The 24,819-nt window shown below is 72.6% G+C and carries 25 protein-coding genes; 12 read left to right on the forward strand and 13 right to left on the reverse strand.

The annotated features are described in order from the left end of the window. A complete protein-coding gene (locus ACLQ3F_RS29335; protein ID WP_357224614.1) occupies nucleotides 1-612 on the reverse strand; it encodes a LysE family translocator in 612 nt (203 codons plus the stop codon). Between the two features lie 62 nt (nucleotides 613-674). On the opposite strand from ACLQ3F_RS29335, the gene ACLQ3F_RS29340 reads away from it, so the two are divergent. Both ACLQ3F_RS29340 and ACLQ3F_RS29345 read left to right on the forward strand, forming a co-directional pair. Then, nucleotides 675-2,147 carry a PLP-dependent aminotransferase family protein gene (locus ACLQ3F_RS29340; protein WP_425852762.1) on the forward strand — a complete coding sequence of 491 codons (1,473 nt, stop codon included), beginning with the start codon at nucleotides 675-677 and terminating at the stop codon, nucleotides 2,145-2,147. Nucleotides 2,148-2,171: 24 nt separating this feature from the next. Beyond that, nucleotides 2,172-2,882 (forward strand): helix-turn-helix domain-containing protein, encoded by a 711-nt coding sequence (locus ACLQ3F_RS29345; protein WP_425852764.1) that lies wholly within the window; start codon nucleotides 2,172-2,174, stop codon nucleotides 2,880-2,882. Here ACLQ3F_RS29345 and ACLQ3F_RS29350 read toward each other — a convergent pair. From ACLQ3F_RS29350 to ACLQ3F_RS29385, 8 genes are all read right to left on the reverse strand, one after another. Further along, the gene (locus ACLQ3F_RS29350; protein ID WP_355009065.1) at nucleotides 2,864-3,442 is read right to left on the reverse strand and encodes a dihydrofolate reductase family protein; all 579 of its coding nucleotides are present in this window, start codon (nucleotides 3,440-3,442) and stop codon (nucleotides 2,864-2,866) included. The genes ACLQ3F_RS29345 and ACLQ3F_RS29350 overlap by 19 nt on opposite strands. A gap of 150 nt (nucleotides 3,443-3,592) precedes the next feature. Then, nucleotides 3,593-5,014 (reverse strand): DUF6297 family protein, encoded by a 1,422-nt coding sequence (locus tag ACLQ3F_RS29355; RefSeq protein WP_425852767.1) that lies wholly within the window; start codon nucleotides 5,012-5,014, stop codon nucleotides 3,593-3,595. Next, entirely contained in the window at nucleotides 5,011-5,634 is a 624-nt protein-coding gene (locus ACLQ3F_RS29360; protein WP_112602474.1) for an ABC transporter ATP-binding protein, read from the reverse strand. The genes ACLQ3F_RS29355 and ACLQ3F_RS29360 overlap by 4 nt, the downstream gene beginning before the upstream one ends. Nucleotides 5,635-5,674: 40 nt before the next feature. Beyond that, nucleotides 5,675-8,014: a hypothetical protein gene (locus tag ACLQ3F_RS29365; RefSeq protein ID WP_425852769.1), complete on the reverse strand. Its 2,340-nt coding sequence runs from the start codon at nucleotides 8,012-8,014 to the stop codon at nucleotides 5,675-5,677. A 41-nt stretch (nucleotides 8,015-8,055) separates the two neighbouring features. After that, on the reverse strand, nucleotides 8,056-9,822 hold the full coding sequence (locus ACLQ3F_RS29370) for an ABC transporter permease subunit (RefSeq protein ID WP_425852770.1): 1,767 nt from the start codon (nucleotides 9,820-9,822) through the stop codon (nucleotides 8,056-8,058). Beyond that, a complete protein-coding gene (locus tag ACLQ3F_RS29375; protein ID WP_425852772.1) occupies nucleotides 9,819-11,096 on the reverse strand; it encodes an extracellular solute-binding protein in 1,278 nt (425 codons plus the stop codon). The genes ACLQ3F_RS29370 and ACLQ3F_RS29375 overlap by 4 nt, the downstream gene beginning before the upstream one ends. Beyond that, entirely contained in the window at nucleotides 11,093-11,725 is a 633-nt protein-coding gene (locus ACLQ3F_RS29380) for an ATP-binding cassette domain-containing protein (protein WP_425852774.1), read from the reverse strand. The genes ACLQ3F_RS29375 and ACLQ3F_RS29380 overlap by 4 nt, the downstream gene beginning before the upstream one ends. 92 nt (nucleotides 11,726-11,817) lie before the next feature. Further along, on the reverse strand, nucleotides 11,818-12,795 hold the full coding sequence (locus ACLQ3F_RS29385) for a helix-turn-helix transcriptional regulator (RefSeq protein WP_425852776.1): 978 nt from the start codon (nucleotides 12,793-12,795) through the stop codon (nucleotides 11,818-11,820). 44 nt (nucleotides 12,796-12,839) lie between these two features. On the opposite strand from ACLQ3F_RS29385, the gene ACLQ3F_RS29390 reads away from it, so the two are divergent. Further along, nucleotides 12,840-13,319, forward strand: coding sequence for a hypothetical protein (locus ACLQ3F_RS29390; protein ID WP_425852778.1), 480 nt, complete (start codon nucleotides 12,840-12,842; stop codon nucleotides 13,317-13,319). Beyond that, nucleotides 13,319-13,777 carry a hypothetical protein gene (locus ACLQ3F_RS29395; protein ID WP_425852780.1) on the forward strand — a complete coding sequence of 153 codons (459 nt, stop codon included), beginning with the start codon at nucleotides 13,319-13,321 and terminating at the stop codon, nucleotides 13,775-13,777. The genes ACLQ3F_RS29390 and ACLQ3F_RS29395 overlap by 1 nt, the downstream gene beginning before the upstream one ends. Before the next feature lie 41 nt (nucleotides 13,778-13,818). Here the strand turns inward: ACLQ3F_RS29395 and ACLQ3F_RS29400 are convergent, their stop codons facing one another. Both ACLQ3F_RS29400 and ACLQ3F_RS29405 read right to left on the reverse strand, forming a co-directional pair. Further along, the gene (locus ACLQ3F_RS29400; RefSeq protein WP_425852782.1) at nucleotides 13,819-14,991 is read right to left on the reverse strand and encodes a low temperature requirement protein A; all 1,173 of its coding nucleotides are present in this window, start codon (nucleotides 14,989-14,991) and stop codon (nucleotides 13,819-13,821) included. 26 nt (nucleotides 14,992-15,017) lie between these two features. Next, nucleotides 15,018-15,437, reverse strand: coding sequence for a hypothetical protein (locus ACLQ3F_RS29405; protein ID WP_425852783.1), 420 nt, complete (start codon nucleotides 15,435-15,437; stop codon nucleotides 15,018-15,020). A 185-nt stretch (nucleotides 15,438-15,622) separates the two neighbouring features. Between ACLQ3F_RS29405 and ACLQ3F_RS29410 the strand changes: the two genes are divergently transcribed. Further along, the gene (locus ACLQ3F_RS29410; protein WP_203117359.1) at nucleotides 15,623-16,711 is read left to right on the forward strand and encodes an S-(hydroxymethyl)mycothiol dehydrogenase; all 1,089 of its coding nucleotides are present in this window, start codon (nucleotides 15,623-15,625) and stop codon (nucleotides 16,709-16,711) included. Continuing rightward, entirely contained in the window at nucleotides 16,708-17,337 is a 630-nt protein-coding gene (locus ACLQ3F_RS29415) for an MBL fold metallo-hydrolase (RefSeq protein ID WP_425852785.1), read from the forward strand. The genes ACLQ3F_RS29410 and ACLQ3F_RS29415 overlap by 4 nt, the downstream gene beginning before the upstream one ends. 37 nt (nucleotides 17,338-17,374) lie before the next feature. On the opposite strand, the gene tsaA is transcribed toward ACLQ3F_RS29415, so the two are convergent. Then, entirely contained in the window at nucleotides 17,375-17,653 is a 279-nt protein-coding gene (gene tsaA, locus ACLQ3F_RS29420; RefSeq protein WP_425852787.1) for a tRNA (N6-threonylcarbamoyladenosine(37)-N6)-methyltransferase TrmO, read from the reverse strand. Between the two features lie 23 nt (nucleotides 17,654-17,676). On the opposite strand from tsaA, the gene ACLQ3F_RS29425 reads away from it, so the two are divergent. Beyond that, nucleotides 17,677-18,147 carry a VOC family protein gene (locus ACLQ3F_RS29425; RefSeq protein ID WP_357264684.1) on the forward strand — a complete coding sequence of 157 codons (471 nt, stop codon included), beginning with the start codon at nucleotides 17,677-17,679 and terminating at the stop codon, nucleotides 18,145-18,147. A 567-nt stretch (nucleotides 18,148-18,714) separates the two neighbouring features. Then, nucleotides 18,715-19,428 carry a hypothetical protein gene (locus tag ACLQ3F_RS29430; protein ID WP_355009051.1) on the forward strand — a complete coding sequence of 238 codons (714 nt, stop codon included), beginning with the start codon at nucleotides 18,715-18,717 and terminating at the stop codon, nucleotides 19,426-19,428. A gap of 66 nt (nucleotides 19,429-19,494) precedes the next feature. Here the strand turns inward: ACLQ3F_RS29430 and ACLQ3F_RS29435 are convergent, their stop codons facing one another. Beyond that, nucleotides 19,495-20,865: a hypothetical protein gene (locus ACLQ3F_RS29435; protein ID WP_425852789.1), complete on the reverse strand. Its 1,371-nt coding sequence runs from the start codon at nucleotides 20,863-20,865 to the stop codon at nucleotides 19,495-19,497. 189 nt (nucleotides 20,866-21,054) lie between these two features. Here ACLQ3F_RS29435 and ACLQ3F_RS29440 point away from each other — a divergent pair, with 189 nt between their 5' ends. The 4 genes from ACLQ3F_RS29440 to ACLQ3F_RS29455 all read left to right on the forward strand — a co-directional run bounded on the left by ACLQ3F_RS29440 (nucleotide 21,055) and on the right by ACLQ3F_RS29455 (nucleotide 24,668). Continuing rightward, nucleotides 21,055-21,369: a MazG-like family protein gene (locus ACLQ3F_RS29440; protein ID WP_210785127.1), complete on the forward strand. Its 315-nt coding sequence runs from the start codon at nucleotides 21,055-21,057 to the stop codon at nucleotides 21,367-21,369. A gap of 438 nt (nucleotides 21,370-21,807) precedes the next feature. After that, entirely contained in the window at nucleotides 21,808-22,392 is a 585-nt protein-coding gene (locus ACLQ3F_RS29445) for a hypothetical protein (protein WP_357208548.1), read from the forward strand. Nucleotides 22,393-22,601: 209 nt separating this feature from the next. Then, complete coding sequence (locus ACLQ3F_RS29450) at nucleotides 22,602-23,573, forward strand: hypothetical protein (protein WP_425852792.1); 972 nt, start codon at nucleotides 22,602-22,604, stop codon at nucleotides 23,571-23,573. A gap of 120 nt (nucleotides 23,574-23,693) precedes the next feature. Next, the gene (locus ACLQ3F_RS29455; protein ID WP_425852794.1) at nucleotides 23,694-24,668 is read left to right on the forward strand and encodes a pirin family protein; all 975 of its coding nucleotides are present in this window, start codon (nucleotides 23,694-23,696) and stop codon (nucleotides 24,666-24,668) included. The last annotated feature ends 151 nt before the right edge of the window (nucleotides 24,669-24,819 follow it).

Below are 24,819 nucleotides of genomic sequence, written 5' to 3' on the forward strand. Positions count from 1 at the left end.
CTATCGTTCGGTGAGGGCGAGGGTCACGCCGAGCGCGACGAAGGTGCCGGCGGCGGATCGACGCAGCCAGTCGGTGACCCGGGGGCGGGTCAGCACCCGGTCGCGTACCCGGGCCGCGAAGATGCCGTAGCCGCTGAACACCACCATGGTGAGCAGCATGAACACCGCGCCGCAGCCGAGCATCGCCCGGGTCGAGCCGGGTGCCGTGGTGTCCACGAACTGCGGCAGGAACGCGACGAAGAACATCGTCGGCTTCGGGTTGAGCAGGTTGACCAGCACGCCGGAGACGATCACCCGGATCGCCGAGCGGGGTGCGGCGTCGGTGGTCACCGCGAAGGCGTCGCGGTCGCGCGCCATGGACCAGGCCAGGTAGAGCAGGTAGCCGACGCCGAGGTAGCGGACGGTCTCGAACGCCACGGCGCTGGTCTGCATCAGCGCGGCCAGCCCGGTCATCGCGGCCAGCAGGTGCGGCAACGTTCCCAGCGTGCAGGCGAACGCGGCCAGCACTCCGGCCCGCGCGCCCCGCGACAGGCCGGCGGAGAGCGTGAAGATCACCCCGGTGCCGGGGGTGACCACCACGATCAGCGTGGTGATCAGGAACGGGATGGTCACGATCGTCCTCCGGCGGAGTCGGCAGGTCTGGCTCCTCCTCACTCTGCTGCCACAATGGTCCGATGGGCAGAGCCAAACCGACTGCGTCCGAGAGGTCCATATCGGCCGGCTCCGACTTCCTGCACCTGACCATCACCGACGCGACGCCGGGCGGGCGCGCCGACTGGCTGACCGACCGGCTGCGGCAGGCCATCGCCGAGGGGCGGGTGCCGGTCGGTGACCGGCTGCCTCCGACCCGGGTGCTCGCCGCCGACCTCGGTGTCTCCCGGGGCGTGGTCACCGAGGCGTACCAGCGCCTGACCGAGGAGGGGCACATCGCCGGCCGGGGCCGGGCCGGCACTGTCGTCGTCGCCGCGCCGGCCGCGCCCACACCCACACCGGCCGCCGCGCCGGCACCGGTCACGACCTTCCCGCCGGCACCGGGCACCGACATCTTCGAGGCGTTACGCGCGGCGCACGCGTCAATCGACCTGACGCCCGGCGTACCCGATCTGGCCGCCTTTCCCCGCGCGGACTGGCTGCGCGCCGAACGGAGCGTGCTGCGCCGACTCGCCGCCGCCGACCTCGGCTACGGAGACCCCTGTGGCACGCCCGTGCTGCGACAGGCCGTCGCCGCCTGGCTGGCCCGCAACCGCGGCATCAGCGTCGACCCCGCCGAGGTGATCATCGTGGCCGGCGTCTCCCAGGCGCTCGGGCTGCTCGCCCAGGCACTCCAGGCTGCCGGCGTCGCCAGGATCGCCGTCGAGGACCCGGGGTCGCTCGGGGTACGCCAGCACCTGAACAACTGGCGGATGGACACCCCGCCGATCAGCGTCGACGACGCCGGGCTGCGGGTCGACGAGTTGAGCGCCAGCCGCGTACCGGCCGTGATGCTCACCCCCGCACACCAGTTCCCGACCGGCGTGGTGCTCGACGGTGACCGCCGCCGCCAACTCGTCGCCTGGGCGCGGGCCGGCGGATTGATCATCGAGGACGACTACGACGCCGAGCACCGCTACGACCGCCCTCCGGTGCCGGCGCTGCGGGGCCTGCTGCCCGAGCAGGTCTGCTACGCCGGCAGCGTGTCCAAACTGCTCGCCCCCGCCCTGCGGGTCGGCTGGCTGCTCGTGCCGGCGCGGCTGCGCGAGGCAGTGGTGGCCGCCAAGCGCAACGCCGACCTGGGCAACGCCGTGCTACCGCAACTGGTACTGGCGGAGTTGATGACCTCCGGCGCCTTCGAGCGGCACCTGCGGCTGCTGCGCCGGCGACACATCCGCCGACGGGACGCCATGATCGCCGCGCTGGCCCGCGCGTTGCCGTCGGCGACAGTGCACGGCGCCGCCGCCGGGCTGCACCTGATGATCACGCTGGACGACACCGTCGTCGACACCGAGTTGGCGGCGGCGACGCTGGCACTCGGGGTGAAGGTGCAACCGCTGTCCTGGCACTGCCAGCGGCCGTACCGACCCGGCCTCGTGCTCGGCTACGCGGCCCGTACTCCCACCGAGATCGAGGCCGGCGTCGCCGCCGTCGCCGCCGCGCTCGGCTCCGGCTAGGACCATCCGGCGTATCCTTCGCCAGTGGGACTGCGCTTCGAGACGCGCGGGTCCGACTCGCCATGGGTCGACACCGTGTGGACCTGCACGAGCGAGCAGGTCACCGCGATGACGTCCGTGGCGGGGGTGCGCTGGGGCCTGGTGTTCTGGGAGCAGGCTGGCCGGGCGTACGCGAGCATCACCGGTCCCGAGACCCGCACCGGCACGGCGCCGGTGCCGCACGGCGCGACCTTCACCGGCATCGAGTTCGCCGTGGGCACCTCGTTGCGGGCCGTGCCCACGCCGACGCTGGTCGACGGCGGCATCGAGCTCCCCGACACCACGCGCCGGACGTTCCGGCTGGACGGCGCTCGCTGGGAGACGCCCGGCCCCGACGACGCCGAAGCCTTGGTCGACAGCCTCGTCCGGGCCGGGACCGTGGTCCGTGACCCGCTCGTCGCCGAGCTGCTGCGGGGCCACGGTCCGGTCGTCTCGGCGCGTACCGTCGAACGCCGGTTCCGCGCCGCGACCGGGCTCACGCGCGGCGCGGTTCGGCAGATCGAGCGGGCCCGCGCGTCGGCGGAGCTGCTGGCTGGCGGAGACGCGGCCGCCGACGTGGTCGCCAAGCTCGACTACTTCGACGAGCCGCACCTGGCCAGGGCACTGCGCCGCTACCTCGGACGCACCGTTCGGCAGCTACGCGAGGGCACTGGCGGGGCCATCGCCCTCGACCTCGATCAGCGCTTGACGTCGTAGATCACCTTGAGGATCCCGTTCGGGTAGCTCTCCGACTCCCGCAGCGTCAGCATGTGCTTGTCGCGGTCTGCCCGGCCGAACAGGCCCTTGCCGGCACCGAGCAGCACGGGGAAGACGAGCAGGTTGTACCGGTCGATCAGCCCCTCATCGGACAGCCGCCGGGCCAGCTCCGCGCTGCCGTGGATGAAGATCGCTCCGCCCTCACCCTGCTTGAGCGCGGCGATGTCCCCGGTCGAGCGCAGGATCGTGGTCGGCCCCCACCCGTCGACGAGCGCGTCGTCGGACAGCGTGCTCGACACCACGTACTTGGGCAGCTCCTTGTAGTCGGCGTGGTCCTCCGAACCGGGCCAGACCCGCGCGAACGCCTCGTAGCTGCGGCGGCCGAACATCAACGCCGTCGTGTCGGCGAGCTCCTCGCCCTTCAGCGACCAGGCCTCCGGGACGAACTCGAGGTCCTTGAACACCCAACCGCCGCTGCGGTGCTCCTCACCCGGCCCGCCGCCGGGCGAGTCGACGACGCCGTCGAGCGACATGAAACCGGTGTAGACCAGGTCGCGCATTGTGTTGTCTCCTCAGGCTTGGAAGCGAGCTGCCGGGTACACGCTAGATCGCTGACGTGGCGCTGTCTTGGACGGAAGCGACAGCCGGTCCGAACGCGCCGCCGGATCGCCTGGTGCCGTCATCAGGCCCCGGAACGACCGGGCGGATCCTCAGCCCAGGAACAGCTGGACGAGGACCAGCACGGCGAGCAGCGCCGGCCCCCGTGACCCCTGACGCATCAGGTCGACCGGGATCATCCCGAACGGCGTGTTGACCGTCGCGCCACCGTAGTCGATGGGCGGACGGGTGCCGGCCCGGAACGCGGCGGCCACCACCCCCAGCGCCAGCGTCGGCGCCAGCCAGGCCGGCCCCGGGTCGACGGTCGGCAGGGTCAGCAACCACCACACACCCGCGCCGACAGCCGGCACCACCACGTGGATCCCGCTCAGCAGGTTGTCGCTGCCACCGAGCGCCCGGCGCAGCCCGGGTGAGCGACTGACCGACCGCAGACCGCCGGTCAGCCGATTGGCGGCGAGGTACGCGAAGACCACCTGCGCGGCACCGGCCAACCCGGGCAGGGCGAGCGCGGCAGCGTACTGCACCCCGATCAGCGCCGCCCAGATCAGCACGGCGCTCGGGTGGCGGCGCAACCGGCGTACGTCGGCCTGCAACAGCGCCCACCAGCCGGGGCCGGGCCGGAACCGGCGGCTGCGAACCCGGCCGATCCGGCGCCAGCGGCGGCTCTCCACCAGGCCGGCGAGCAGGCTCGGATCCAGCAGGATCGTGGCCGTGGCGGCGGCGTTGGCGAACTGCGCGCCGGTGGTCAGGGTGGCCCGGTCGACCCGGGGTAGCGCGCGTACCGCCAGGATCACGCCCACGCCCACGAGCGGCACCGCGGCGGCGAACAACGCGACGGTCGGCGTCGTCGCCGGCCGGGACAGCCCGTCGCCGAGGCGACCGACGAGCACCACCAGGGCGGTGATCACGGCCGCCGCCACCATCGGCACCGCCCCGACCACCGTCGGCCACCGCCGCCCCGACCGGCTGCTCTGGGCGACGACGCTGAGCGCCAGCGCGGCCGCGCCCCACCCCGCGCCGGCCGCCGCCGCCCAGCCCAGGGCGGACGGTTCGGTGACCCCACCGAGCGCCGCCACTGCCACTCCGAGCGCAGCGGTGCCGGCTGCCGAGCCCAGCAGCAACAGGACGAAACGGGGCGCCAACCAGGCCCGTCGGTCGATCGGCGCGCTGGTCGCCCAGCTCTGCGTCGCCGGCGTGACCAGCAGCGGGCCGAGCGCGCGCAGACCACGCCAGGCCAGCCCCGCGCCCGCCAGCAGCGCGGCGACCGCCAGCCACCACCGCACGCCCGGCTCGGCCTGACCCACCGTGGGGGAGTCCAGCAGGTCACGGCTGGCGCTGATCGCGAACCAGCCGTACATGCCCACGAACAGGACCATGACGTACGCGTCGCCGAGCACGTCACCGAGGGAATGGTCGTGGTGCCGGCTGCGTGCCTTACGCAGGTGCGTTCGCACCTGCCGGGCGGTCGGCACCCCGACCGGCGTGTCGGCGATCGTGGCCGGCGCGGCGGTCACTTGCCGATCTCGATGCGCTCGTCGACCACCGCGTCGATCAGCTCCGGGTCGTGCGAGGCCAACAGCACGGCAGTGCCCGCCGCCCGTTCCCGCAGGAGTCGGTCGGCGAGCCACTGTCGCCCGCGGACGTCGAGCCGCTGCTCGGGCTCGTCCAGGATCAGCACCCGGCGGGGCCGGACGAAACAGGACGCCAGCGCCAGCCGGCGGCGCTGCCCGCTGGACAGCGTCACCGGCAGCTGGTCGCGGGCCGGCTCCAGACCCAGCTCGGCGAGGACCTCCTCGACCGGCTCGGCGTCACCCCCGTGGGCGTACGCGACCAGCTCCAGGTGCTCGACCACCGACAGGTCGGGGAAGAAGTCGATGTCGTCCAGGGCGGCGGCCACCAGCGCCCGCACCTGAGGATCGGTCTCGTCGGCCCGGCGGCCCTGCACCAGCACCTCACCCGCGTCCGGCCGGTCAGCGCCGACGACGCACCGCAGCAGGGTCGTCTTGCCGCTGCCGTTCGGGCCCAGCACCACCGCGATCCGGCCCGCCGGGAGCGTGAAGCTCACCTCGTCGAGCACGACCAGATTGCCGAAGTTGCGACTGAGTCCCCGTACCGAGAGCGCGTCCACGATCACAGAGTCTCCCAGAGCCACGCCACCGACCAACCCGAGCGACCTACGTCACCCGGCTGTCGGCGTCGTTGTCCAGTCGGGCGTCGGCGGCGGCCAGCCCCTGGGCGTCGGCGACCTCCTCCGCCACGGCCGCCGCGTCCGCCCAGTGCCGCCGCGCGTCGGCCTGGTCGCCCAGCGCGGAGCAGGCGTCACCCAGGTAGAGCAGGGTACGCGCCAGCCCGGCTGTCGGCCGGGTCTCCTCGCGCAGCCGGCGGCTCTCGGCCAGCAGCTCGTACGCCGTGCGCGCCTGCCCCGGGGTGCTGCTCAGCAGGGTCGCCCCGGCGTTGAGCAGCGCCGTCGCCCGGCTGGTCGGGTCGTTGACCGACTCGTACTCGCGCAGTGCGGCCCGCCACGCCTGAGCGGCGTCCAGGTGCTCGCCGAGCGCCGCGTGCACCAGCACCAGGTTCGTCAGGGCCGCCGCGTACCCGCGCGCGTCACCCACCGACCGGAACGTGTTGGCCGCCCGCACCAGGTGGTGGTGCGCGGTGTCCGGTTCGCCCCGGGCCAGTTGGGCGGCGCCCAGGCCCAGCTCGGTGAGGGCGTGCCCGGCCCGGTCGGCGCCGGAGCGATGTCGGCGCGACATCTCCAGGTGCTCCACCGCGTCGTCGAGCTGCCCCAGGTCGAGCAGGGCCAGACCGAGGTTCATCCGCGCCTGGGCGTTGCCCCGCCGCCCCCGCTCGTTGACCGCGAGGGTGAGCGCCGCCGCCGCCCCCTGCGGGTCGTGCCGGCGTCGACGCAGCACCCCCAGCTCGTTGTGCGCCCACCCGGCGATCTCCGGACGGTCGTCGGCGGTCGGGGTGGCCAGCACGGTACGGCAGACCTGCTCCCACTCGTCGAGCCGCTCGGCGTACGCCAGCCACCCGCACAGCGCCACCGCCAACCGGAACCACCACCGGCGCACCCGCCGGGGCAGGGTCTCCTTCGCGCCGGCCGGCACCCGCACCACCGCCAGCAGCAGCTCCTGGTGCAGGTCGAACCAGCCGTACGGGTCGTCGTCCAACGGCAGCGACCACTCCCGGTCGGGTGAGGAGCCGAGCACCGCCAGGTTGGCCGCGTGCCGTTCGGCCCGACGGGCCAGGTGCCGGGTCAGCCGGGCCTGCGCGGCGACCCGGGCCCGGACCGGATCCGCGTCCCGCAGGTGCAGCCGGGCGCTGCCGGCCAGCAGGGGGCGGATCTCGTACCGGTCGCCGGGCGCGCCGACCACGAACGCCGCCACGGCCAACCGGTCGAGCAGTGCGGTCACCAGCTCGGGGTGCCGTCCGGCCAGCGCGGCGATGGTGGGCCGGTCCACCGGGGCGGGGACCAGCGACATCAGCCGGTACAACCGTCGGGCCTGGCGTGGCAACACCCGGTACGCGATGTCCCGTTCGGTGACCAGGCGGGCCGCCGGTGAGACGGCGAGCCGCTGGTGCGGTGGCGTCTGCACCGCGCGGCGCAACGCGTCCAGCACGTCGGAGTGCCGCCAGCCGTGCTGAGCGGTGCGGTAACCGAGCGCCCGGACGGTACGCGGTTGCCGCCCGCACAGGTCGACGATCTCGCGTACCGCCGGGTCGGTGCGTGGGTCGGCGCGACGGACCCGGGCGGCGGGCGCGGCCCCACCCGCCGTCGCGAACAGCTCCACCGCCTCGGACGTGCCCGGTTCGGCGATCCAGTGCGCGACCACACCCTCCAGACCAACCAGCGCCGGACCACCGGCGAGCAACAGGCGGCAGGTGCGCGCGGTCGGCGGCAACAGAGGCCGCACCTGGTCGGGACGGTCGACGTTGTCCAGCACCAGCACGATCTTGCGACCGTCGAGCTGACCGCGCAGCGCGTCGGCGGCGGCGGCGAGCGCGTCCGGCCGGCCGGAGGTCGGCGGGGCGGTGCCCAGGATCCGGGCCAGCGCGGTGAGCACCTGCCGGGCCGAGCGGGGTCGGCCGCGCCGCCGCAGGTCCAGGTAGTACTGACCGTCGGGGAACTCCTCCCGGCACTCGTTCGCGGCCTGCACAGCGCACGCGGAGGTGCCCACCGCACGCCGGCCCAGCACCGCTACCGCGTGCTCCCGGGCGAGCAGACCAACCAGGGCGTCGACGTGCTCCTCGCGACCGGTGAACTCGGCCGTGTAGGGCAGGTTGGGAGCCCCGGCGGCCGGGGTGGTGAGCACCTCCGTCGGCTCGGGGTCGACCTCCCGGCCGGTCCGGCGGCGGCGTACCTCGTACACCACGTAACCGACGACGCCGCCGGAGGCCAGGACGATGGTCACCGGCCCGAGCACGCTGGCCGCCAGCTCGGAGAGGACATTGCCGGCCAGGTTGCTGGCCACGTTGGCGAGGACGCTGCCGACCACGCCGCCGATCGCGATCAACGCCGGCCAGCGTGAGCCGCCGCGCGCACCACCCGGCCCGGTCACCGCACGCCCCCGGAGACGAGCCCGGCGACCAGGTGCCGCCGCGAGAGGACCACCAGCACCACCGGCAGCACCGAGGCGAGCACCGAGCTGGCGGCCAGCGCGCCACTGTTGCTCACGAAACTGCGGGTCTGCTCGGCCAGGAACGGCCCGAGCGGCGAGGACCCCGACGCGCTGAACAGCCGCCCCACCACCAGGTCGTTCCAGACCTGGACGAACTCCAGCACGGACACCGCCACCACCGCCGACAGGTTGTGCCGGGCCAACCGGCGCAGTGTGTGCCACCACCGACGTCCGCCCAACCGGGCGTCGCGGACCTGCTCCACCGGCAGGTCCGCGAACGCGTTGCGCAGCACCAGCACCGCGAACGGCACGCCCAGCGCGATGTGCACCAGAGCCAGGCCCTGGGCCGTACCGGAGGAGAGCACCAGGCCCAGCACCTCGTTGACCGGCCCGGCGATGACCTGGATCGGCACGACGCTGGCCGCCAGCAGCAGCAGCCCGGTGGCCTGCGCGGCCGGCCCGGTCAACCAGGCCAACGGGTACGCGGCCAGCAGCGCCACCACCAGCACCGTGGCGGTCACCGCGGTTGCCAGCAGCAGGGTGAAGCCCAGCGTGCGCCACAGCTCGGTGCCCGTGATCAGGTTGCGGTAGGACTCGCCATTCGGCGGCGCCGACCACCAACCGCGAGCGGCCGCGTCCACCTGGCCGTGGGCCGACGTGGCGACCAGCACCACCAGCGGCACCAGCCAGGCGATCGCGGCACCCGCCGCGAGCAGCCGGAACACCCGTCGGGGCGGGGCGACCGGGGCGGGCTCCGGTGCCGCCTCGACGCGCGGCGGGGGCCAGGCCTGCCGGACGAAGAGCGCGGCCACCATGATCCCGCCGATCACCGCCACCAGCCACACCACGCCGAGCGCCGCGCCGTCGCCGGTGGTGGTGCCCCCGGACGTCTGCCAGATCCGCAGCGCCAGCACCGAGGCCTCGTCGCGGACCGAACCGGGGGTCATCACCAGGATGAGGTCGAACGTACGGCTGGTGCCCACCGCCACCAACGCGAAGACCACAGCGGTCGTACGCAGCAGCAGTGGCCGCCACTGCGCGTCCCACAGCACGTGACGACGGGTTCCGCCGTAGGCGCGGACCGCGTCGGCGAGGCTCTGCGGCACCGCGTCCAGCGCGGAGCGGAAGACCAGCACCGCCAATCCGACCCAGGCCCAGACGAACGCCGACATCAACGCGACGGTGACCATTCCCGGCCCGAGCAACTGCGGGGCGTCCTCGATCGGGCGGCCGGCCAGTCGGGTCGCGACCAGGGTGGCCAGCCCTCGGCTCGGGTCCGGGTCGTACATCAGCCGGAAGGTGACCCCGGTGACGACCAACGGCAACGCCACCGGCACCAGGAGGATCAACCGGACCAGGCCGCCCTCCTGGGAGCGGCGGGACGCGGCGGCGAGCAGATAGCCCAGTGCCGTCACCACCGCCGGCACCAGCAGCGCCCAGAGGACCGTCCGACCGACCACCGCGCCGGTGCCCGGGGCGGCGAGCGCGGTCCGGAAGTGCGCCGCACCGACCCAGCGACCGTCGGTGGTGACGCTGGCGTGCATGGTCCGCAGCACCGGCCACAGCACCAGCCCGCCGAGCAGCACCGCGGCCGGCAGCAGCAGGGCCGACGTGGCCCCCGCCGCCGGATAGGCCCGACCGCGCCGGGCTGGACCGACGTCGTCGAGGACCGCCAGCTCGCCGAGGACCCGCACCTGGCTCATCGGCCGCCTCCCGCGCTGCGGGCCGCTGCGGCGAGCAGGCCGGTGGCCCGGCGGATCGCCTCGCCGGCGCGGACCCCGTCGGTGACATCGGCGAAGAAGCCCTGCATGATGCGCCAGATGCCGACCCCGTCCGAGCCGGTGAACGCCCCGCGCAGTTGGTCGGAAAGGTCGAAACGCAGGGTACCGGGGGCCCGCATCTCCGTGGCGAGTTGCTTGCCGACGCCGTCGGTGTAGCTGGTGATCGAGACGTTGGTGTTGGGCGACAGGTAACCGCCTTCGCGTAGCCACGGTTGGAACGAGTCGGCCCTGGCCAGCCATTCGACCAACTCGACCCCGCCCCGGGCGTCGGCGAACGCCACTGCCGCGTCGCCACCGACGATCAGGGGACCACCGCCCGGCTGGGTGCCCGGGAACCGGAACGTGACAGGTGCCTCCGGGCCGCGTCGGAACGGACGAACGACGTCGGCGGTGAAGTCGGCTCCGAGGAGCATCACCGCCCGCTTCGTGTGCACCACCTGGATCACCGACTCCTCGTACTGGGTGAGCAGGGCACGACGGCCGCCACCGACGAACGCGCCACCGATGCTCCACAGCCCGGCGAGGCGGTCCAGGGCGTCGCGTACCGGCGTGTCCTGCCAGTCGGCGCCCCGTTGGGCGAGGGCGTAGTAGCTGTCGGGTGCCATGTCGGCCAGGACGTTCTCGAACCAGTCGGTGATTACCCAGCCGTCGGCGGCGCCGATGGCCAGGGGCGCCGGACCGCCGTCGCGTCGGGCGCGCGCGGCGAGCTCCCTGGTCCGTTGGAGCAGGTCGTCCCAGGTGGTCGGCGGCGCGGGCAGCATGGAGGGCAGGTGCCAGACCAGCGACTTGTGCGCCGCCTTGACCCAGACGCCGTAGCGTTCGCTGTCGGTCATCAGCAGATCGCTCAGTTCGACGCGCACTGCGTAGTCGGTGGACGGGTGCACCGGGCTCAACCAGCCCCGTTGGGCGTACTCGGTGACCAGGCCGGGGCGCGGCAGGATCGCCACGTCCGGGCTGGTGCCGGCGAGGTGTCGGGCGCGCAGGAACGCGTCGATGTCGTTGCCGGCGCTGATCACCTGCACCGGGGCGGGGTAGCCGGCGACGACCTCGCGGAACCGGTCCAGCTCGCTGGTGCTCCACACCACCGCTACCTGCACCGACCGGGTTCCGCCGGAGCAGCCGGCGGCCAGGGTGGTGGCGCCCGCGGCGGCGGCGCGCAGCAGCGTACGGCGACCCACCCGGGCGGCCGGCCTCATCGGGCCGCCTCGCTCGGCTCGGTGACCAGCTCGTGCCGCACCGGTATCTCGGCCAGGGTGGCCGGGTCGGCGGTGCAGACCAGCACCGCCACCCCGGGTGCGTCCGGCGGCGAGAGGCGAGGCATCAGATCACCGAGGCGGCTGTCGCCCGCCGAACCGGCCGGCAGGTCGACCACCAGCACCTCCGGCAGGCAGGCCGCCGCGCGGGCGAGCGCCACCCGGAACCGCTGGGCGTCGGAGATCTGGTGCGGCAGCAGGGCGAGGGAGAGCGCCAACTCGAGCCGGTCGACCACTGTGGCCGTCCAGTCGTCGGCCACCTCGTGCACCCGTTCGCGTTTGCGCTGGCCGTACTCGATGTTGCGCCGCACGGTGAGCTGCGGCAGCAGCGCGCCACCGGCGGGCACGTAGCCGATCTGCCGGCGCGGCGGCGGCAGGCTGGTGACGTCCCGGTCGCCGACGAGGACGCGGCCGGTCACCGGCGGGGCCAGCCCGGCCAGCACCCGGGCGACCGCCGTGCCGAACCGGGGCGGCGCCACCAGGGCGGCAAGTGTGCCGGCGGGAACGTCGAGGGTCACCGGCCCGGTGCCGGGGACGGCGACCAGTGCGCGTAGCCGTAACGTGGCCCTCACCTCCGGTGACCATTGATGACCGTCCCAGGGTGGCACACCGTGCCGACAACCGACGCCCCCGACCTTTCCACTGTGGAGACGGTCGGAGCTGTTCAGGAGGGGGAGTAGAGCGCGGCGAGCCCGGCCGCCGTGGCGGCCAGCCGTTCGCGCAGCGCCACCGGGGTCAGTACCTCGACGTCGGCACCGAGGCGCAGCAGGTCACCGTGGGCGTGGGTGAGCGACTCGATGGGCAGCACCGCTGTCACCCACCCCCGCGCGTCCGGTGGCCCGGCGCTGGTGTCCATCGCTGTCACCACCGGGTCGCTGCCGATCTCACGCAACCGGTCCCGCCCGGCGGGGGAGAGCCGGACGTGGGCCTCGTCGCGGTGCAGTCGGGCCCGGAACTGCACCACGTGCGCCCGCCACCAGGACGGCAGGTCGAAGTCGTCCGGGCGGTCGAACTCCTGCGCCAGCGGGGTCAACGCGAGGATCTGGTTGACCCGGTAGGTCGCCGGCGCGCCCCGGCCGGGCTGGTCGGCCACCACATACCAACGGCCGCCCTTGAGGACCAGGCCGTACGGCTCCAGGACCCGGGTCACCTCGCCGTTCCAGCCGCGGTAGCGCACCTCGACGCGGTGCTGGCGCCAGACCGCCTCGGCCGTGCGGGCCAGCTCGGGGGAGGCGTCGCCATCTGCGTACCACCCGGGAGTGTCCAGGTGGAAGCGTTGTTGCAGTCGGGTCGCCCGGTCGCGCAGCGGCGCGGGGAGCGCGGCGTGCAGCTTGAGTTGCAGCGCCGCCACCACGTCGCCGTAGCCCAACTCGTCGGCGGGGCCGGGCAGGCCGGCGAGGAACAGCCGGTCGGCCTCCTCGGCGGTCAGCCCGGTCAGTCGGGTCCGCCAGCCGTCGACCAGTTGATAGCCGCCGGCGTGCCCGGCCTCGCCGTAGAGCGGGATGCCGGCGGCGTGCAGCGACTCGACGTCCCGGTAGATGGTGCGGGGGGAGACGGCCAACCGCTCGGCGAGCTGCGCGGCGGTCAACCGTCCGTGCGACTGGAGCAGCAGCAGGACGGAGAGAAGTCGAGAGGCCCGCACTTCACTGACACTAGTTGTCAGGGGACCCGTCCTACCGTCCCGGCATGGCATTTCGCGACAAGGAACTACGAACGCCCGGGCCAGTGCTGATCGGCGGCCGGCAACTCAAGCGCTACCACATGGACCAGCCGGAGCAGCCGATCGAACCCGAGGTGGAGAAGGCCGCGTACGACCTGCTGCCCGACCTGTTGGCCGACGTCGTCGACGACGGCACCCCGGCCGCCGGGTGGGTGGTGCTGCACCGGGGCGCGGACACCGGCGCCTATCTGCTGGCGTACACCTGGGTGTGGGACAACGCGCTGGAGATCCGTGTCGCCGCGGCCGGGCAGCCGGCGCTGGACTGTCCCGACGACGACCCGGCACACTTCGTCCACCTACGCCGCCCGGCGGTGGGCTGCGTCTGGGAGTTGGCGGTTCTGGAACACGAGCGGGCCGCCTGGGTCCGGCACATGCTGCTGCCGGAGAGCCCGAATCTGACCGATTATCTGCGTGACACGCGAGCGGAAGGGCCGGTGGGCCGCTGATGGGCGACTTCGACTTCTTTGTGGGCACCTGGAACGTCGTGAACCGGCGGCTGCGCGAGCGGCTGGTCGGCTCCGACGAGTGGGAGGAGTTCCCCGGGGTGTCGGTGGCGCACGGCTTCTTCGCCGGCGGCGGTCACTTCGACGAGATCACCTTCCCGACCAGGGGATCCGCCGGCGCCACGATCCGGGTCTTCGATCCGGCCCGGCAGGAGTGGTCGATCTACTGGACGAGCAGCGACACCGGGGTGCTGGGGCTGCCGCCGATGGTGGGCCGCTTCGTCGACGGGGTCGGCCACTTCTACGCCGACGACCAGCACGAGGGGCGTCCGGTCCGGTGCCGGTTCATCTGGTCGGGCATCAGCGCGACCACCGCCCGGTGGGAGCAGGCGTTCTCGGTCGACGGCGAAAAGACCTGGGAGACCAACTGGATCATGGAGTTCACCCGAGCGTCGGACTAGTGGTCTCGCGCTGACGTCCGGTGGGTGATTCGGGAGCAACGTCAGGTCACCGGCGTGCTCGGGCCCAGGTCGCGGCGGCGCAACAGGATGGTCAACGCCACGAGGACGACCAGCAGGGCCGCCATCGCGTACACCGGGGCCGGACCGAGCGGTGCGAGCAGTGCCAGCAGCGCGACGACCGGGAAGGCGACGACCACCGCGCCGTGCTGCTGGCGGCGCACGTGCAGCATCCAGACCGTGAGCAGGAAGACGGCGATCGGGACGGCCACCGCGTACCCGGCGACCCTTTCCGAGATGTGCGCGAGGTGCCGCTCGTGGTCCACCGACACGCTCAGACCCGCGCCGACCGCGGCCACCGCCGCGAAGATCAGGTAGTGGCCGTAGCCCCAGACCAGCGTGTACGGCATGCGGTCGGGCGCGTCGATGCGCCGGTCGAAGTAGAGCCACCACAGGGCGAACACGATCACGGCGGCCGCCGCCGCCAGCGACCAGAGGTGACGGTCGCCGGCGTCCACTCCGGTCTGGATGGCCACCGACGTGGCCAGCACCACGTCCCCGAGCACGATCAGGGTGAACAGCCCGTACCGTTCGGTGATGTGTCGCGGATGCCAGGGGGTCATGCCCGGGCGCTCGGCCACCGCCGGCACCAGCAGGTCGGCCACGACCAGCAGCAGCAACGCCGCGGTCCCCCACGCCTGCGGCAGGGCCAGTCGGAGCAGCCAGCCGATCTGGACGACGGTGACTCCGACCGCGTACCGCCGGGCCGCCGGGCGGTGCGCCGGGTCACCGGCGGCGGCCCGGCACCACTGCACGACGAGCGCGATCCGCGTCACCACGTAGCCGTACGTGATGACGCTGAAATCGCCGTCGTTGAACGCGCGAGGCACGCCGGCCGCGATGATCAGAGCGCCGGCGATCTGCACCAGCGTCGCGATCCGGTAGAGGTCGTCGTCGGTGTCGTAGGCCGAGGCGAACCAGGTGAAGTTCATCCACGACCACCAGATCGCGAAGAAGACCAACAGGTACCTGGTCAGCGCGTGGCCGAGCTGATCCTCGGAGACGGCGTGGTGCAGGCTGGCGGCGGCCTGCGACACCGCCACCACGAAACACAGGTCGAAGAAGAGCTCCAGCGGCGTGGCCGTGCGGTGCGGCTCGTCGCGACGACGGGGCCGCATCGGCCGGTAGAACGGCCGCACCGACCGGGGCTGGGTCACCGAAACTCCTCAGACCACCTGTCGGGTCAGTGGCGCCGACGGCCGTGGGTCAGCCCCTCCAACACCAGGGTCAGCCCCGCGCCGATCAGCCAGACGTCCTTGGCCAGCCCTGCGCCCTGCTGGGTCGGGCGAATGCTGCCGGGTTCGCGCATCCCCGGCGTCTTCAGGTAGAGCTGCACCAGGCCCGCGCCGAACGCGGTCAGGCCGAGCCCGGCCAGGGGCGCCGGGACGAACGGCGCGAGCAGCGCGGTCCCCAGGGCGATCTCCGAGTACGACAGCAGCTTGGCGAATCGCGTCGGCTCCAGTTGACCGAGCTGGGGCATGGCGGCTACCGCCATCCCGTGCAAGCCCTCCGCGGCGGTCCCCTCCAGAGTGCGCTTGCCCAGACCCGAGTTGAGGAAGTACGCGCCGATGCTGACCCGTAGCGGCAGGTGCGCGAATTTCATTGTCACTCCCGTTGGCCGTGGTCGAATGCGGCCCGCGTACCCCGCACCGCCCGCGATAACCCGCCGGGCCGGCTGGGCTGGCCGTGGTGGTCGCGGTAGGTTCGCCAGGGGCCCACCGCCGAGCCCGTGGCACACCCGCCCACCTCGGCATGCGGCCCCGCCGCAGACCACCAGCAGGAGGCGAAGTGAGCCAGGAAGTCCGGGGAGTCATCTCCCGCAGCAAGGGCGCACCGGTCGAGGTCACCACCATCGTGGTGCCCGATCCCGGGCCCGGTGAGGCGATCGTCCGGATTCAGTCGTGCGGGGTCTGCCACACCGATCTGCACTACCGCGAGGGTGGCATCAACGACGACTACCCGTTCCTGCTCGGTCACGAGGCGGCGGGCATCGTCGAGCAGGTCGGCGAGGGCGTCACCGACGTCGCCCCGGGCGACTTCGTCGTCCTCAACTGGCGCGCGGTCTGCGGCGTGTGCCGCGCCTGCCGTCGCGGGCGGCCCTGGTACTGCTTCAACACCCACAACGCCACCCAGCGGATGACCCTCACCGACGGCACCGAACTCGCCCCGGCTCTCGGCATCGGGGCGTTCGCCGAGAAGACCCTGGTGCACGCCGGGCAGTGCACCAAGGTCGACCCCGCGGCCCGACCCGCCGCCGTGGGCTTGCTGGGTTGCGGGGTGATGGCCGGGCTGGGTGCGGCGATGAACACCGGCAACGTCACCAGGGGCGACTCGGTCGCGGTGATCGGCTGCGGCGGCGTCGGGGACGCGGCGGTCGCCGGTGCGGTCCTCGCCGGCGCCACCACGATCGTCGCTGTGGACACCGACAGCCGCAAGCTCGACTGGGCCCGCAAGTTCGGCGCCACGCACACGGTGAACGCGTCCGAGACCGACCCGGTCGAGGCGATCCGTGCCGCCACCGGTGGCTTCGGCGCCGACGTGGTGATCGACGCGGTGGGCCGACCGGAGACCTGGAAGCAGGCGTTCTACGCGCGCGACCTGGCCGGCACCGTGGTGCTGGTCGGCGTACCGACCCCGCAGATGCAGATCGAGCTGCCGCTGCTGGACGTCTTCGGACGGGGCGGCGCGCTCAAGTCCAGCTGGTACGGCGACTGCCTGCCCAGCCGGGACTTCCCGATGCTCACCGAGCTGTACCTGCAGGGCCGGCTCGACCTGGACGCGTTCGTCACCGAGGAGATCGCGCTCGACCAGGTCGAGAACGCCTTCGACCGGATGCACCACGGCGACGTGCTCCGCTCGGTGGTGGTGTTCCCGTGACCGCCCGCGTCGACCACGCGGTCACCTCGGGCACGTTCTCCCTCGACGGGAAGACCTTCGACGTGGACAACAACGTCTGGGTGATCGGTGACGACCGCGAGTGCGTCGTCCTGGACGCGCCCCACGACGTGGCGGCGATCCTCGCCCTGGTGGGCGACCGGCAGGTCCGGGCGATCCTGGCCACCCACGCCCACGATGATCACGTACGGGTGGCGCCCGAGCTGGCCGAGGCCACCGGCGCGCCGGTGCTGCTGCACGCCGCCGACCGGGTCCTCTGGGACATGGTCCACCCGCACCTGCCGCCCAACGGCGAAGTGCACGACGGGCAGAGCATCGAGGTGGGCGGCACCACGCTGCGGGTGCTGCACACCCCCGGGCACAGCCCCGGGGCGTGCAGCTTCCACGCGCCGGAGTTGGGCGCGGTGTTCACCGGCGACACGCTCTTCGCCGGTGGGCCCGGCGCGACGGGCCGCTCGTACAGCGACTTCGACACCATCGTCCGGTCGATCCGCACCCGTCTGCTGACACTTCCCGCGGAGACGGTCGTGCACACCGGCCACGGCGACGACACGACGATCGGCGCGGAGGCACCGCACCTGCAGGAGTGGCTGGACCGCGGCCACTGAGCCCAGCACACCGGCCTGCTGGGCGCGGTCGACGGGCTCAGCGTTCGTCGGCCGCGCCCAGCACCGGTTTGACGTCCAGGATCGGGCTGCCGTCGAGGGCCTCCAGGTCGGTCACCTCGACGCGCAGCCCGTCGACCGTCAGGACCCGCACCCGGTGCAACCCGATCGGGTTGGGCCGGTGCGGTGAGCGGGTGCTGAACACCCCGGTCTCCGGACGGTTCGCGTCGCCGCGTGGGTGCACCGCGAGCACGTCGCGCCGGGCACGGTCCAGCCAGGTCAGCACCAGCAGCTCCGTGCCGACCCGCAGGTCACGCACGGCCCGGCGCTAGGATCTTGAACATGGCCGCCGACTCGCCCGTCCCCGCCGTCCGTCAGTTGCGCCTCGTGGTGGAGGCCACCGACCACGAGGCCGCCGTCGCGTTCTTCCGCGACGCGCTGGGCCTGCCGGAGGAGGCGGCGTTCAGCGGCGAGGGAGACGCTCGGGTGGTGATCCTGGACGCCGGCCGCGCCACGCTGGAGATCGCCAACCCCGCGCAGAAACGCCTGATCGATGAGGTTGAGGTGGGCCGGCAGGTCGCGCCGCGCATCCGGGTGGCCTTCGAGGTGGACGACACGGAGGCGACGACCGCCCGGCTGGTGGCCGCCGGCGCGGGCGAGATCGCGCCGCCGACGCGTACGCCGTGGCAGTCACTCAACTCCCGCCTCGACGCGCCCGCCGGGCTTCAGATCACCATCTTCCAGGAACTCCTCGGGCCGAACGAGGGTGTCGGGACGCGCGATGCGGGGCCCGCAGGTGACGGCGACAACTAACTCCGGCGGCGGGCGGACCGGGGCCCTGATCCGATCGGGACCCTCCAGCACCCCACCGCCACGGCGCTTTCTCCTCGGCTAGGGCGAGCCGCACCGCTGCCTGACCCACCGTGCTGGTCTCGACACTCACTCACGGTAGCGACAAACCGCCAGCTGCCTGCCTCCCCAACACCCCGCACGGACCTTTGCTCTGCTTACCTATCTGCACCACGTCCCGTCAGCTGCGCATACGCCCTTTCCGCCAGCTACCGCGGTCCGTCCTCGTGGTCACGAAACGTGGCAGGTGCGTATAGGTAAGCAGAGCAAAGGCTGACGTCCGCACATCGCTCTCGCGCTCCGAGAACACCCCTGTGTCACGCCCGTCCGGTCTGATGCCGGCAGGGCCTCGGTATCCGAGTCTGCGCGTGACCAGGGCCGCAGCCAGCCGAGGTTCGGGCAATTCCGGAATGCCCGACACGTGAACCCGGTTGTGTCCCCCGTACCGCCGGAGCCCAAACCCTTTTCCGCGGTCATCTCCCGAGGAGTGTTCACCCCGGAGCGCTCCGCACGATCGAAAGGGCAACCATCGTGAAGGTCGACTTCACTCGATGGCTCCCCGCCATCGCTAAGGACTCGTACCGCAAGACCGCGCTGAGCGTGGCGGGTGTGGCTGCTCTCGGTGGTCTGGCCCTCGCGCCGACCGCGGTCGCCGCACCGGTCACCTCCGGACCGCACCAGGGCGCCGTCGCCGCCATCGACCGCGCCACCGGAAAGGCCGCCACCACGGCCCGCCAGGACGACCAGCCCGTCGAGTCGGGCCTCACCACCGGCTCCGCCACCGGCAAGCCGCCGGCCGGCAAGCCGAGCCGAGCCCAACTGATCCCGCACGGCATCGAGGGCGCACAGTCGCGCGTACCGCTCGACGACGCGCAGTTGGCCAACGCCCGGGCAATCGTCGACGCCGCCAAGAAGACCGGCGTCGGTGACCGGGGCGCGGTGATCGGCGTCGCCACCTCGTTGCAGGAGTCGAAGCTGTACAACCTCGGCCACCTCGGCGCGTACAACGACCACGATTCGCAGGGCCTGTTCCAGCAGCGTCCGTCGTCCGGTTGGGGCACGCCCGACCAGATCACCGACCCGGAGTACGCCGCCACGGCGTTCTTCACCGCACTAAAGAACGTCGGCGGCTGGCAGGATCTGCCGCTGACCGCCGCCGCGCAGACCGTGCAGGTCTCCGCCTTCCCCTACGCGTACGCGCAGTGGGAGGAGCAGGCGGCGGACATCGTCCAGCAGATGTGGTGACACCCGCACACGAGGCCGGCCGGCTCCCTTCGACGGGAGCCGGCCGGTTCTGTGTGTCCGGGTACCTCAGCAGGCCGGGTAGAGGCGGCGGGTGCCGACCCCGGCCGCGTACGCGTCCCGGTCGCTGAACCGGCAGCCGTAGTCGGGTCGGGCCACCACCGCCGGGTCGGTCACGGTGTCGCCGGCCGGGCGCTTGCCGGTGCGTACCCAGGACACCAGGTCGTCCCAGGCGGTGCCGGCCTCCGCCGGGGTGAACTCGCAGTGCTGCGTCGCCCGGATAGCCCGCTGAACCACCAGCCTGCTGCGACCGTTGCGCGCCACGTCGGTGGCGTACGCCTGCTCCATGCTGAACGGTACGAACAGGTCACCGAGACCGTGCAGGCTGAGTACCGGCGCGGTCGGACGGCCGGCGATGCGCGGCACCTCGGTCAGCGTCGGCAGCAGCCGCTGCCGCAGGTTCTCCGGGGCGACCCGCTGCACCGTCGCGTTGATGTTCACCGGGCTGTTCGGGGTGTAGCGGGTGAGCAGGTTGGTGGACAGCTGGCCGGGCCGCTGGGCGGGGGAGTTGCCGCTTCCGGTGGGCACGCTGATCGAGAAGAGGAAGTCCTTCCAGACCGCGAATGCCGCGTCGGCGCCGGGACGCGGCCCGCCGGAACGGTTCACCGTGATCGCCCGCAGCTGCTTGCCCCGGTCCGTTGTGGTGTCCGGCCCGGTGGGGGTCAGCCCGGCCAGACCGAGCGCCACCTGGATGCGGGGCACCGCGTTGGTCAGATAGTCGGCCGGCGTGGGATACGCCGGCACCCCGGAAAGTGTCTGCGCGACCAGGTTGTAGTCCAGGTAGAAGTCGAGCAGCGTCTGATCACCGAGCACCCCGCACATCGGCAACGCGCCGTCGTAGAAGCCGGGGTACTGCTCCAGTGAACGACCGATGACGTACCCACCCATCGACACCCCGGCGACGTAGGTGTGCTGCGGTCGGCGGACCGTCCGCCCGAAGTGGTCGGCGAGATCCTTCGTTCCCAGCACCCCGGAGCGGATGTCGAAGCCGTTCCGGTCGTACGAGGACGACGCCCACGCGTACCCCTGCTCCAGCACGCGCTGCCGCAGCCCGAAGGCCGGCGGTTCCGGCGAGAGCACAGTGCCCTGGCCGCGGTAGCCGTGCGCCCACAACACCAGGTCGCCGTTCCACCGGGCGGGGACCTCGATGATGTACCCGGCGTGGCGGTGCACGCCCTGGCGTACCGTCGTCGGCCGGCCGCCCACCACCAGCGGCGCCAACGGCGGATTCTCGATGGTGTAGCCGGGCAGTGGCTCGCCGCCCCTCGCGTCGCGACCGGTGGCGCTGGCCGGCGCCGCGCCGGCCAGACCGACCGCGAGGGTCAGCGTCGCGGCGGCGGCGAGCAGCCGGCGGAGGTGACGAACGGGTGTGGACAGCATCGATGCTCCCCATCGGGCGGTTGTCGCCCGGGGGCGACCAGCGGGACGGTTGCCTACCGGTCGGTAGCGTCCTGAACCTAGAACCGCCGTCGACCAGTGTCAATGGGTTCGCTGATCCGCCGGTCAACACGACGATCCAGCCCTACCCGGTCGTTCAGGCCGGTGGGCCGATCGGGTTGACTGGTCGCCGTGGACGAGTCGATCTGGGAGGCGGCCAGAGCGTCACGCGGCTGGCTGGACGCCGCGAACGGCACCGGGCAGACCGAACTGACCTGCCGCATCCTCAAGCTCACCGAGGAGGCGGGGGAGGCTTCGGCTGCCTGGATCGGTTTGCTCGGGCAGAATCCGCGCAAGGGTGTCACCCACACCCGCGAGGACGTCGCGGCGGAGTTGGCCGACGTCGCCTTCACCGCGCTGGTGGCTATCGAAAGCCTCGGGCTGGACGCGCAGACGGCTCTGGACGCCTGCGCCGCGAAGGTGCGCTCCCGCCTGACGGGGCAGTAACCGCCTGACGTCCGGGATGCCCCGACTGTCGTGAGCCCGAGTGGATTACGTGGTTGACCGGTGCTCCGATGCCACAGGCCCGGTGCCGTATGGGCGTGGTGTCCGTTTCTGGGGTGTGGCGGGGTGCACTCGCGGGCCGGAATCATGGCCGGGCCGGGGTCGTTACACAGTCTGACGATCGCAGCACCACCGACCCGCCGCCCAACCCCTGAAGGCTGGTCACGCAGGTCGGAATGACCCCGGCCCCCCGGTCGTTACAGATGGACCCGGCGCCACGAGCCCCCTGCTCGGCAGGTCGCCGACCCCGACGCCCAACCAGGCGTCACCCCCCAAGACTTTCCCCCTTTGTGAAGTGCAGCGCCGGACGAGGTGCTCACACCCTCACCGCCGTTCCCCCTCTGACGGTGTGGGTGTTCTACCCCCGAAGGAGCTACCCCCATGAACACGATCATGCGTAAGAGCGTCCTGTCCGTTGCTGGTCTCGCGTTCGCCGGCGGTGTCTTCGCTGGCCCCATCGCGCACGTGGCCAACCCCGTCGACGCCAAGCCCGTCGCGGTTGCGGTGCAGGCCGACAAGCCCGACACCAGCAAGCTGATTCCGCACGGCACCCAGGGCGACCAGTCCCGGATCACCCTCAACGACGAGCAGACCGCCAACGTGAAGGCGATCATCGCCGCGACGAAGAAGGCTGGTTTGCCGGAGCGGGCCGCGGTGATCTCGATCGCGACGAGCCTGCAGGAGTCCAAGCTGGAGAACCTCGGCCACCTGGGCGACATGAATGACCACGACTCGCTGGGCCTGTTCCAGCAGCGCCCGTCCAGTGGTTGGGGTACGCCGGAGCAGATCACCGATCCCGAGTACTCCACCACCGCGTTCCTCAAGGGTCTGAAGCAGGTCGACGGGTGGCAGGACATGGCGCTGACCGACGCAGCGCAGACGGTGCAGGTGTCGGCCTACCCGGACGCCTACGCCCAGTGGGAGCAGCAGGCCGCCGACCTGGTCGGGCAGTACTGGAACAGCTGACCCGCGTCACGGCACACAGCACGACAGCATCGGCCGCTGGCCGACACCCGAAATCCGGGGTGCCGGCCAGCGGCCTTTCTGCTGCCGCCGGGCGGACCACGTCGTCTGGCGGTGGAGGCGACGTAGCGGAGTGACGTGATCGGCGCCGAGTGATCCGATCGGCCGAAGGGTACGTACCCCTGAACGGGGACCGGCGGAGGGACACAGGCATGGCCGCAGTGGGGCACGGCGCGGATCGCGAACCGGAGTCGGAGCCGGAACCGTCCGGTGAGGCAGCACCGCGACGGTGGTCCATCGGGGCTCGACTGTTGGTGGCTGCTGCCGCCGTCGTCCTGCTCCTGGGCGCGACAGCGGTGGCCGTGATCGTTGCCGATCCCGACCACCTCGGCATGACCTACGCCGGCCGCCCCGACGGCACTCGCCCCGACGGCACTCGCCCCGGTGACGGCGGCCGCCCGGGAGGCGTCGCTGACCCGGACGCGGCTGAAGGTCGCCGCGGTGGCGCGGGTGCCGCGGCCGAGCAACTGTTGACAGCGCCCCTGGCCGGTCGGCAGAAGGGCACCTTCGTGCTCGCGGATGGGCTGTCCTCGTTCGAGCTGCGGGTGGCCGAGTTGGGCGACGACCTGTACCGGATCAGTGCCCCGGCCGGCTCGGGTGTGGCGGGCCGACCGGCGGTGCGGGGGGAGACCGTGCGGCTCGACCTCGTGGAGTCCGGTACGCGCGGGCCACGGGCGGTGCGGGTGTTGCTCAACGAGCGGGTCGCCTGGCGTGTCCACCTCGTTGGTGGGGTGAGCAGTCAGGTGTTGGACCTGACCCGGGCCCGCCTGCTGGGCGTGGAAATCGCCGGAGGCTCCAGCCGTACCGAGATTCTCCTGCCACCGATCACCGCCGACGGTTCCGGTAACCCCACCGGCCCGCGCTCAGACCAGCCCGCCAGCATCCTGACCGTACGACTCACCGGTGGGACCAGCCAGCTCGACGTCCGGGTCCCGGGGGAGACTCCGGTACGGGTTCGGGCGGGAGCCGGCGCCGGTTCGGTGGTGGTACGCGACGACCGCTGGGACGGGGTGGCCGCGGGCTCGGTGCTGGGTACGCCGGGTTGGGACCGGTCGCCGGAGCGCCTGTACCTGGACCTGGTCGCCGGTGCCAACAGCGTGCTGGTCTCCTCCAGCAACCGGTGAACCAGGGCCCGGGCCAGCGCCCGCCGGGCCAGCCACACTGACAACCACGGGCCGGTGAACCCCGCCCGCCCTGGCTGGAAGCGCCGCGGTCGCGAGCAGGCGTGCGCGTACAGTCGGGCGGTGGAGCGTACTGAATCAATGCTGGCGCAGACCCGACCGCCTGGCGTGGCCGACGTCGATCCCGGCAGTGTGTTGTTGCCCGGCCACGACGTGCCGTTGGGCCGGTACACCACTGTGCGGCGGCTGCTTCCGCAGCGCGCGCGCCGGATGGTCGGCGCGTGGTGTTTCGTGGATCATTTCGGCCCGGACGATGTGGCGCAGCGGCCCGGCATGGAGGTGCCGCCGCACCCGCACACCGGGCTCCAGACGGTGACCTGGCTGCTCGACGGCGAGATTCTGCACCGGGACAGCCTCGGCAACGTGCAGCCGATCGTGCCCGGCCAACTGAACGTGATGACCTCCGGGAACGGTATCGCCCACTCGGAGCGCTCGCCGGCCACCCATCCGCCGGTGATGCACGGTGTGCAGCTCTGGGTGGCTCTGCCGGACCCGGCGCGGGCCGGAGCGGCCGACTTCGCGCACCACGCCGACCTGCCGCGCTGGCGGGACGGCGATCTGGACGGCACGGTGCTGGTCGGCGAGTTCGCCGGGGAGCGGTCACCGGCGGTGGTGCACACCCCGTTGGTGGGGGTGCAGCTGGAGTTGAGCGGTGAGACGCCGGCGACGATGGCGTTGCGGCCCGACTTCGAGTACGCCGTACTGGCGATGTCCGGGTCCGCGGAGGCGGCCGGGGTCGGGTTCGAGCCGGGGGCGCTGCTGTATCTGGGCTCGGGCCGCCGGGAGCTGACAGTGCGGGGCGGGGCCGGGGCCCGGTTGCTGCTGCTGGGCGGTACGCCGTTCGAGGAGCCGTTGGTGATGTGGTGGAACTTCGTGGGTCGGTCCCACGAGGAGATCGCCGCCGCCCGGGAGGACTGGATGGCCGGTGACGGGCGCTTCGGTGTGGTCGCCGACGACTCGGCGCCGCCGCTGCCGGCGCCCGCCCTGCCCACGACCCGCCTGAAGGCCCGCGACCGCACGGGTGGCCTGCACGGCTGACGCCCCGCATCTCGTCGATCTGTGAGTGGGGGTTGTCAAGAGGTGCGGTGGTGGGTGGTGATGGTGCGGTATAACTGTCGGGCGATGTAGCGCTTGAGGCAGCGGGTGATTTCTCGGGTGGTGCGGCCTTCGGCGCGGCGTCGGTTGATGT

The sequence above is a fragment of the Micromonospora sp. DT15 genome (assembly GCF_049841475.1).
GTDB lineage: Bacteria > Actinomycetota > Actinomycetes > Mycobacteriales > Micromonosporaceae > Micromonospora.

Bases quoted from the DNA above. Each gene is read 5' to 3' on its own strand.
- ACLQ3F_RS29370 (WP_425852770.1), bottom strand. From the start codon at position 9,822: ATGAGCCAGGTGCGGGTCCTCGGCGAGCTGGCGGTCCTCGACGACGTC.
- ACLQ3F_RS29425 (WP_357264684.1), top strand. From the start codon at position 17,677: ATGGCCGCCGACTCGCCCGTCCCCGCCGTCCGTCAGTTGCGCCTCGTG.
- ACLQ3F_RS29375 (WP_425852772.1), bottom strand. From the start codon at position 11,096: ATGAGGCCGGCCGCCCGGGTGGGTCGCCGTACGCTGCTGCGCGCCGCC.
- ACLQ3F_RS29450 (WP_425852792.1), top strand. From the start codon at position 22,602: ATGGCCGCAGTGGGGCACGGCGCGGATCGCGAACCGGAGTCGGAGCCG.
- ACLQ3F_RS29340 (WP_425852762.1), top strand. From the start codon at position 675: ATGGGCAGAGCCAAACCGACTGCGTCCGAGAGGTCCATATCGGCCGGC.
- ACLQ3F_RS29445 (WP_357208548.1), top strand. From the start codon at position 21,808: ATGAACACGATCATGCGTAAGAGCGTCCTGTCCGTTGCTGGTCTCGCG.
- ACLQ3F_RS29435 (WP_425852789.1), bottom strand. From the start codon at position 20,865: ATGCTGTCCACACCCGTTCGTCACCTCCGCCGGCTGCTCGCCGCCGCC.
- ACLQ3F_RS29395 (WP_425852780.1), top strand. From the start codon at position 13,319: ATGGGCGACTTCGACTTCTTTGTGGGCACCTGGAACGTCGTGAACCGG.
- ACLQ3F_RS29350 (WP_355009065.1), bottom strand. From the start codon at position 3,442: ATGCGCGACCTGGTCTACACCGGTTTCATGTCGCTCGACGGCGTCGTC.
- ACLQ3F_RS29405 (WP_425852783.1), bottom strand. From the start codon at position 15,437: ATGAAATTCGCGCACCTGCCGCTACGGGTCAGCATCGGCGCGTACTTC.
- ACLQ3F_RS29390 (WP_425852778.1), top strand. From the start codon at position 12,840: ATGGCATTTCGCGACAAGGAACTACGAACGCCCGGGCCAGTGCTGATC.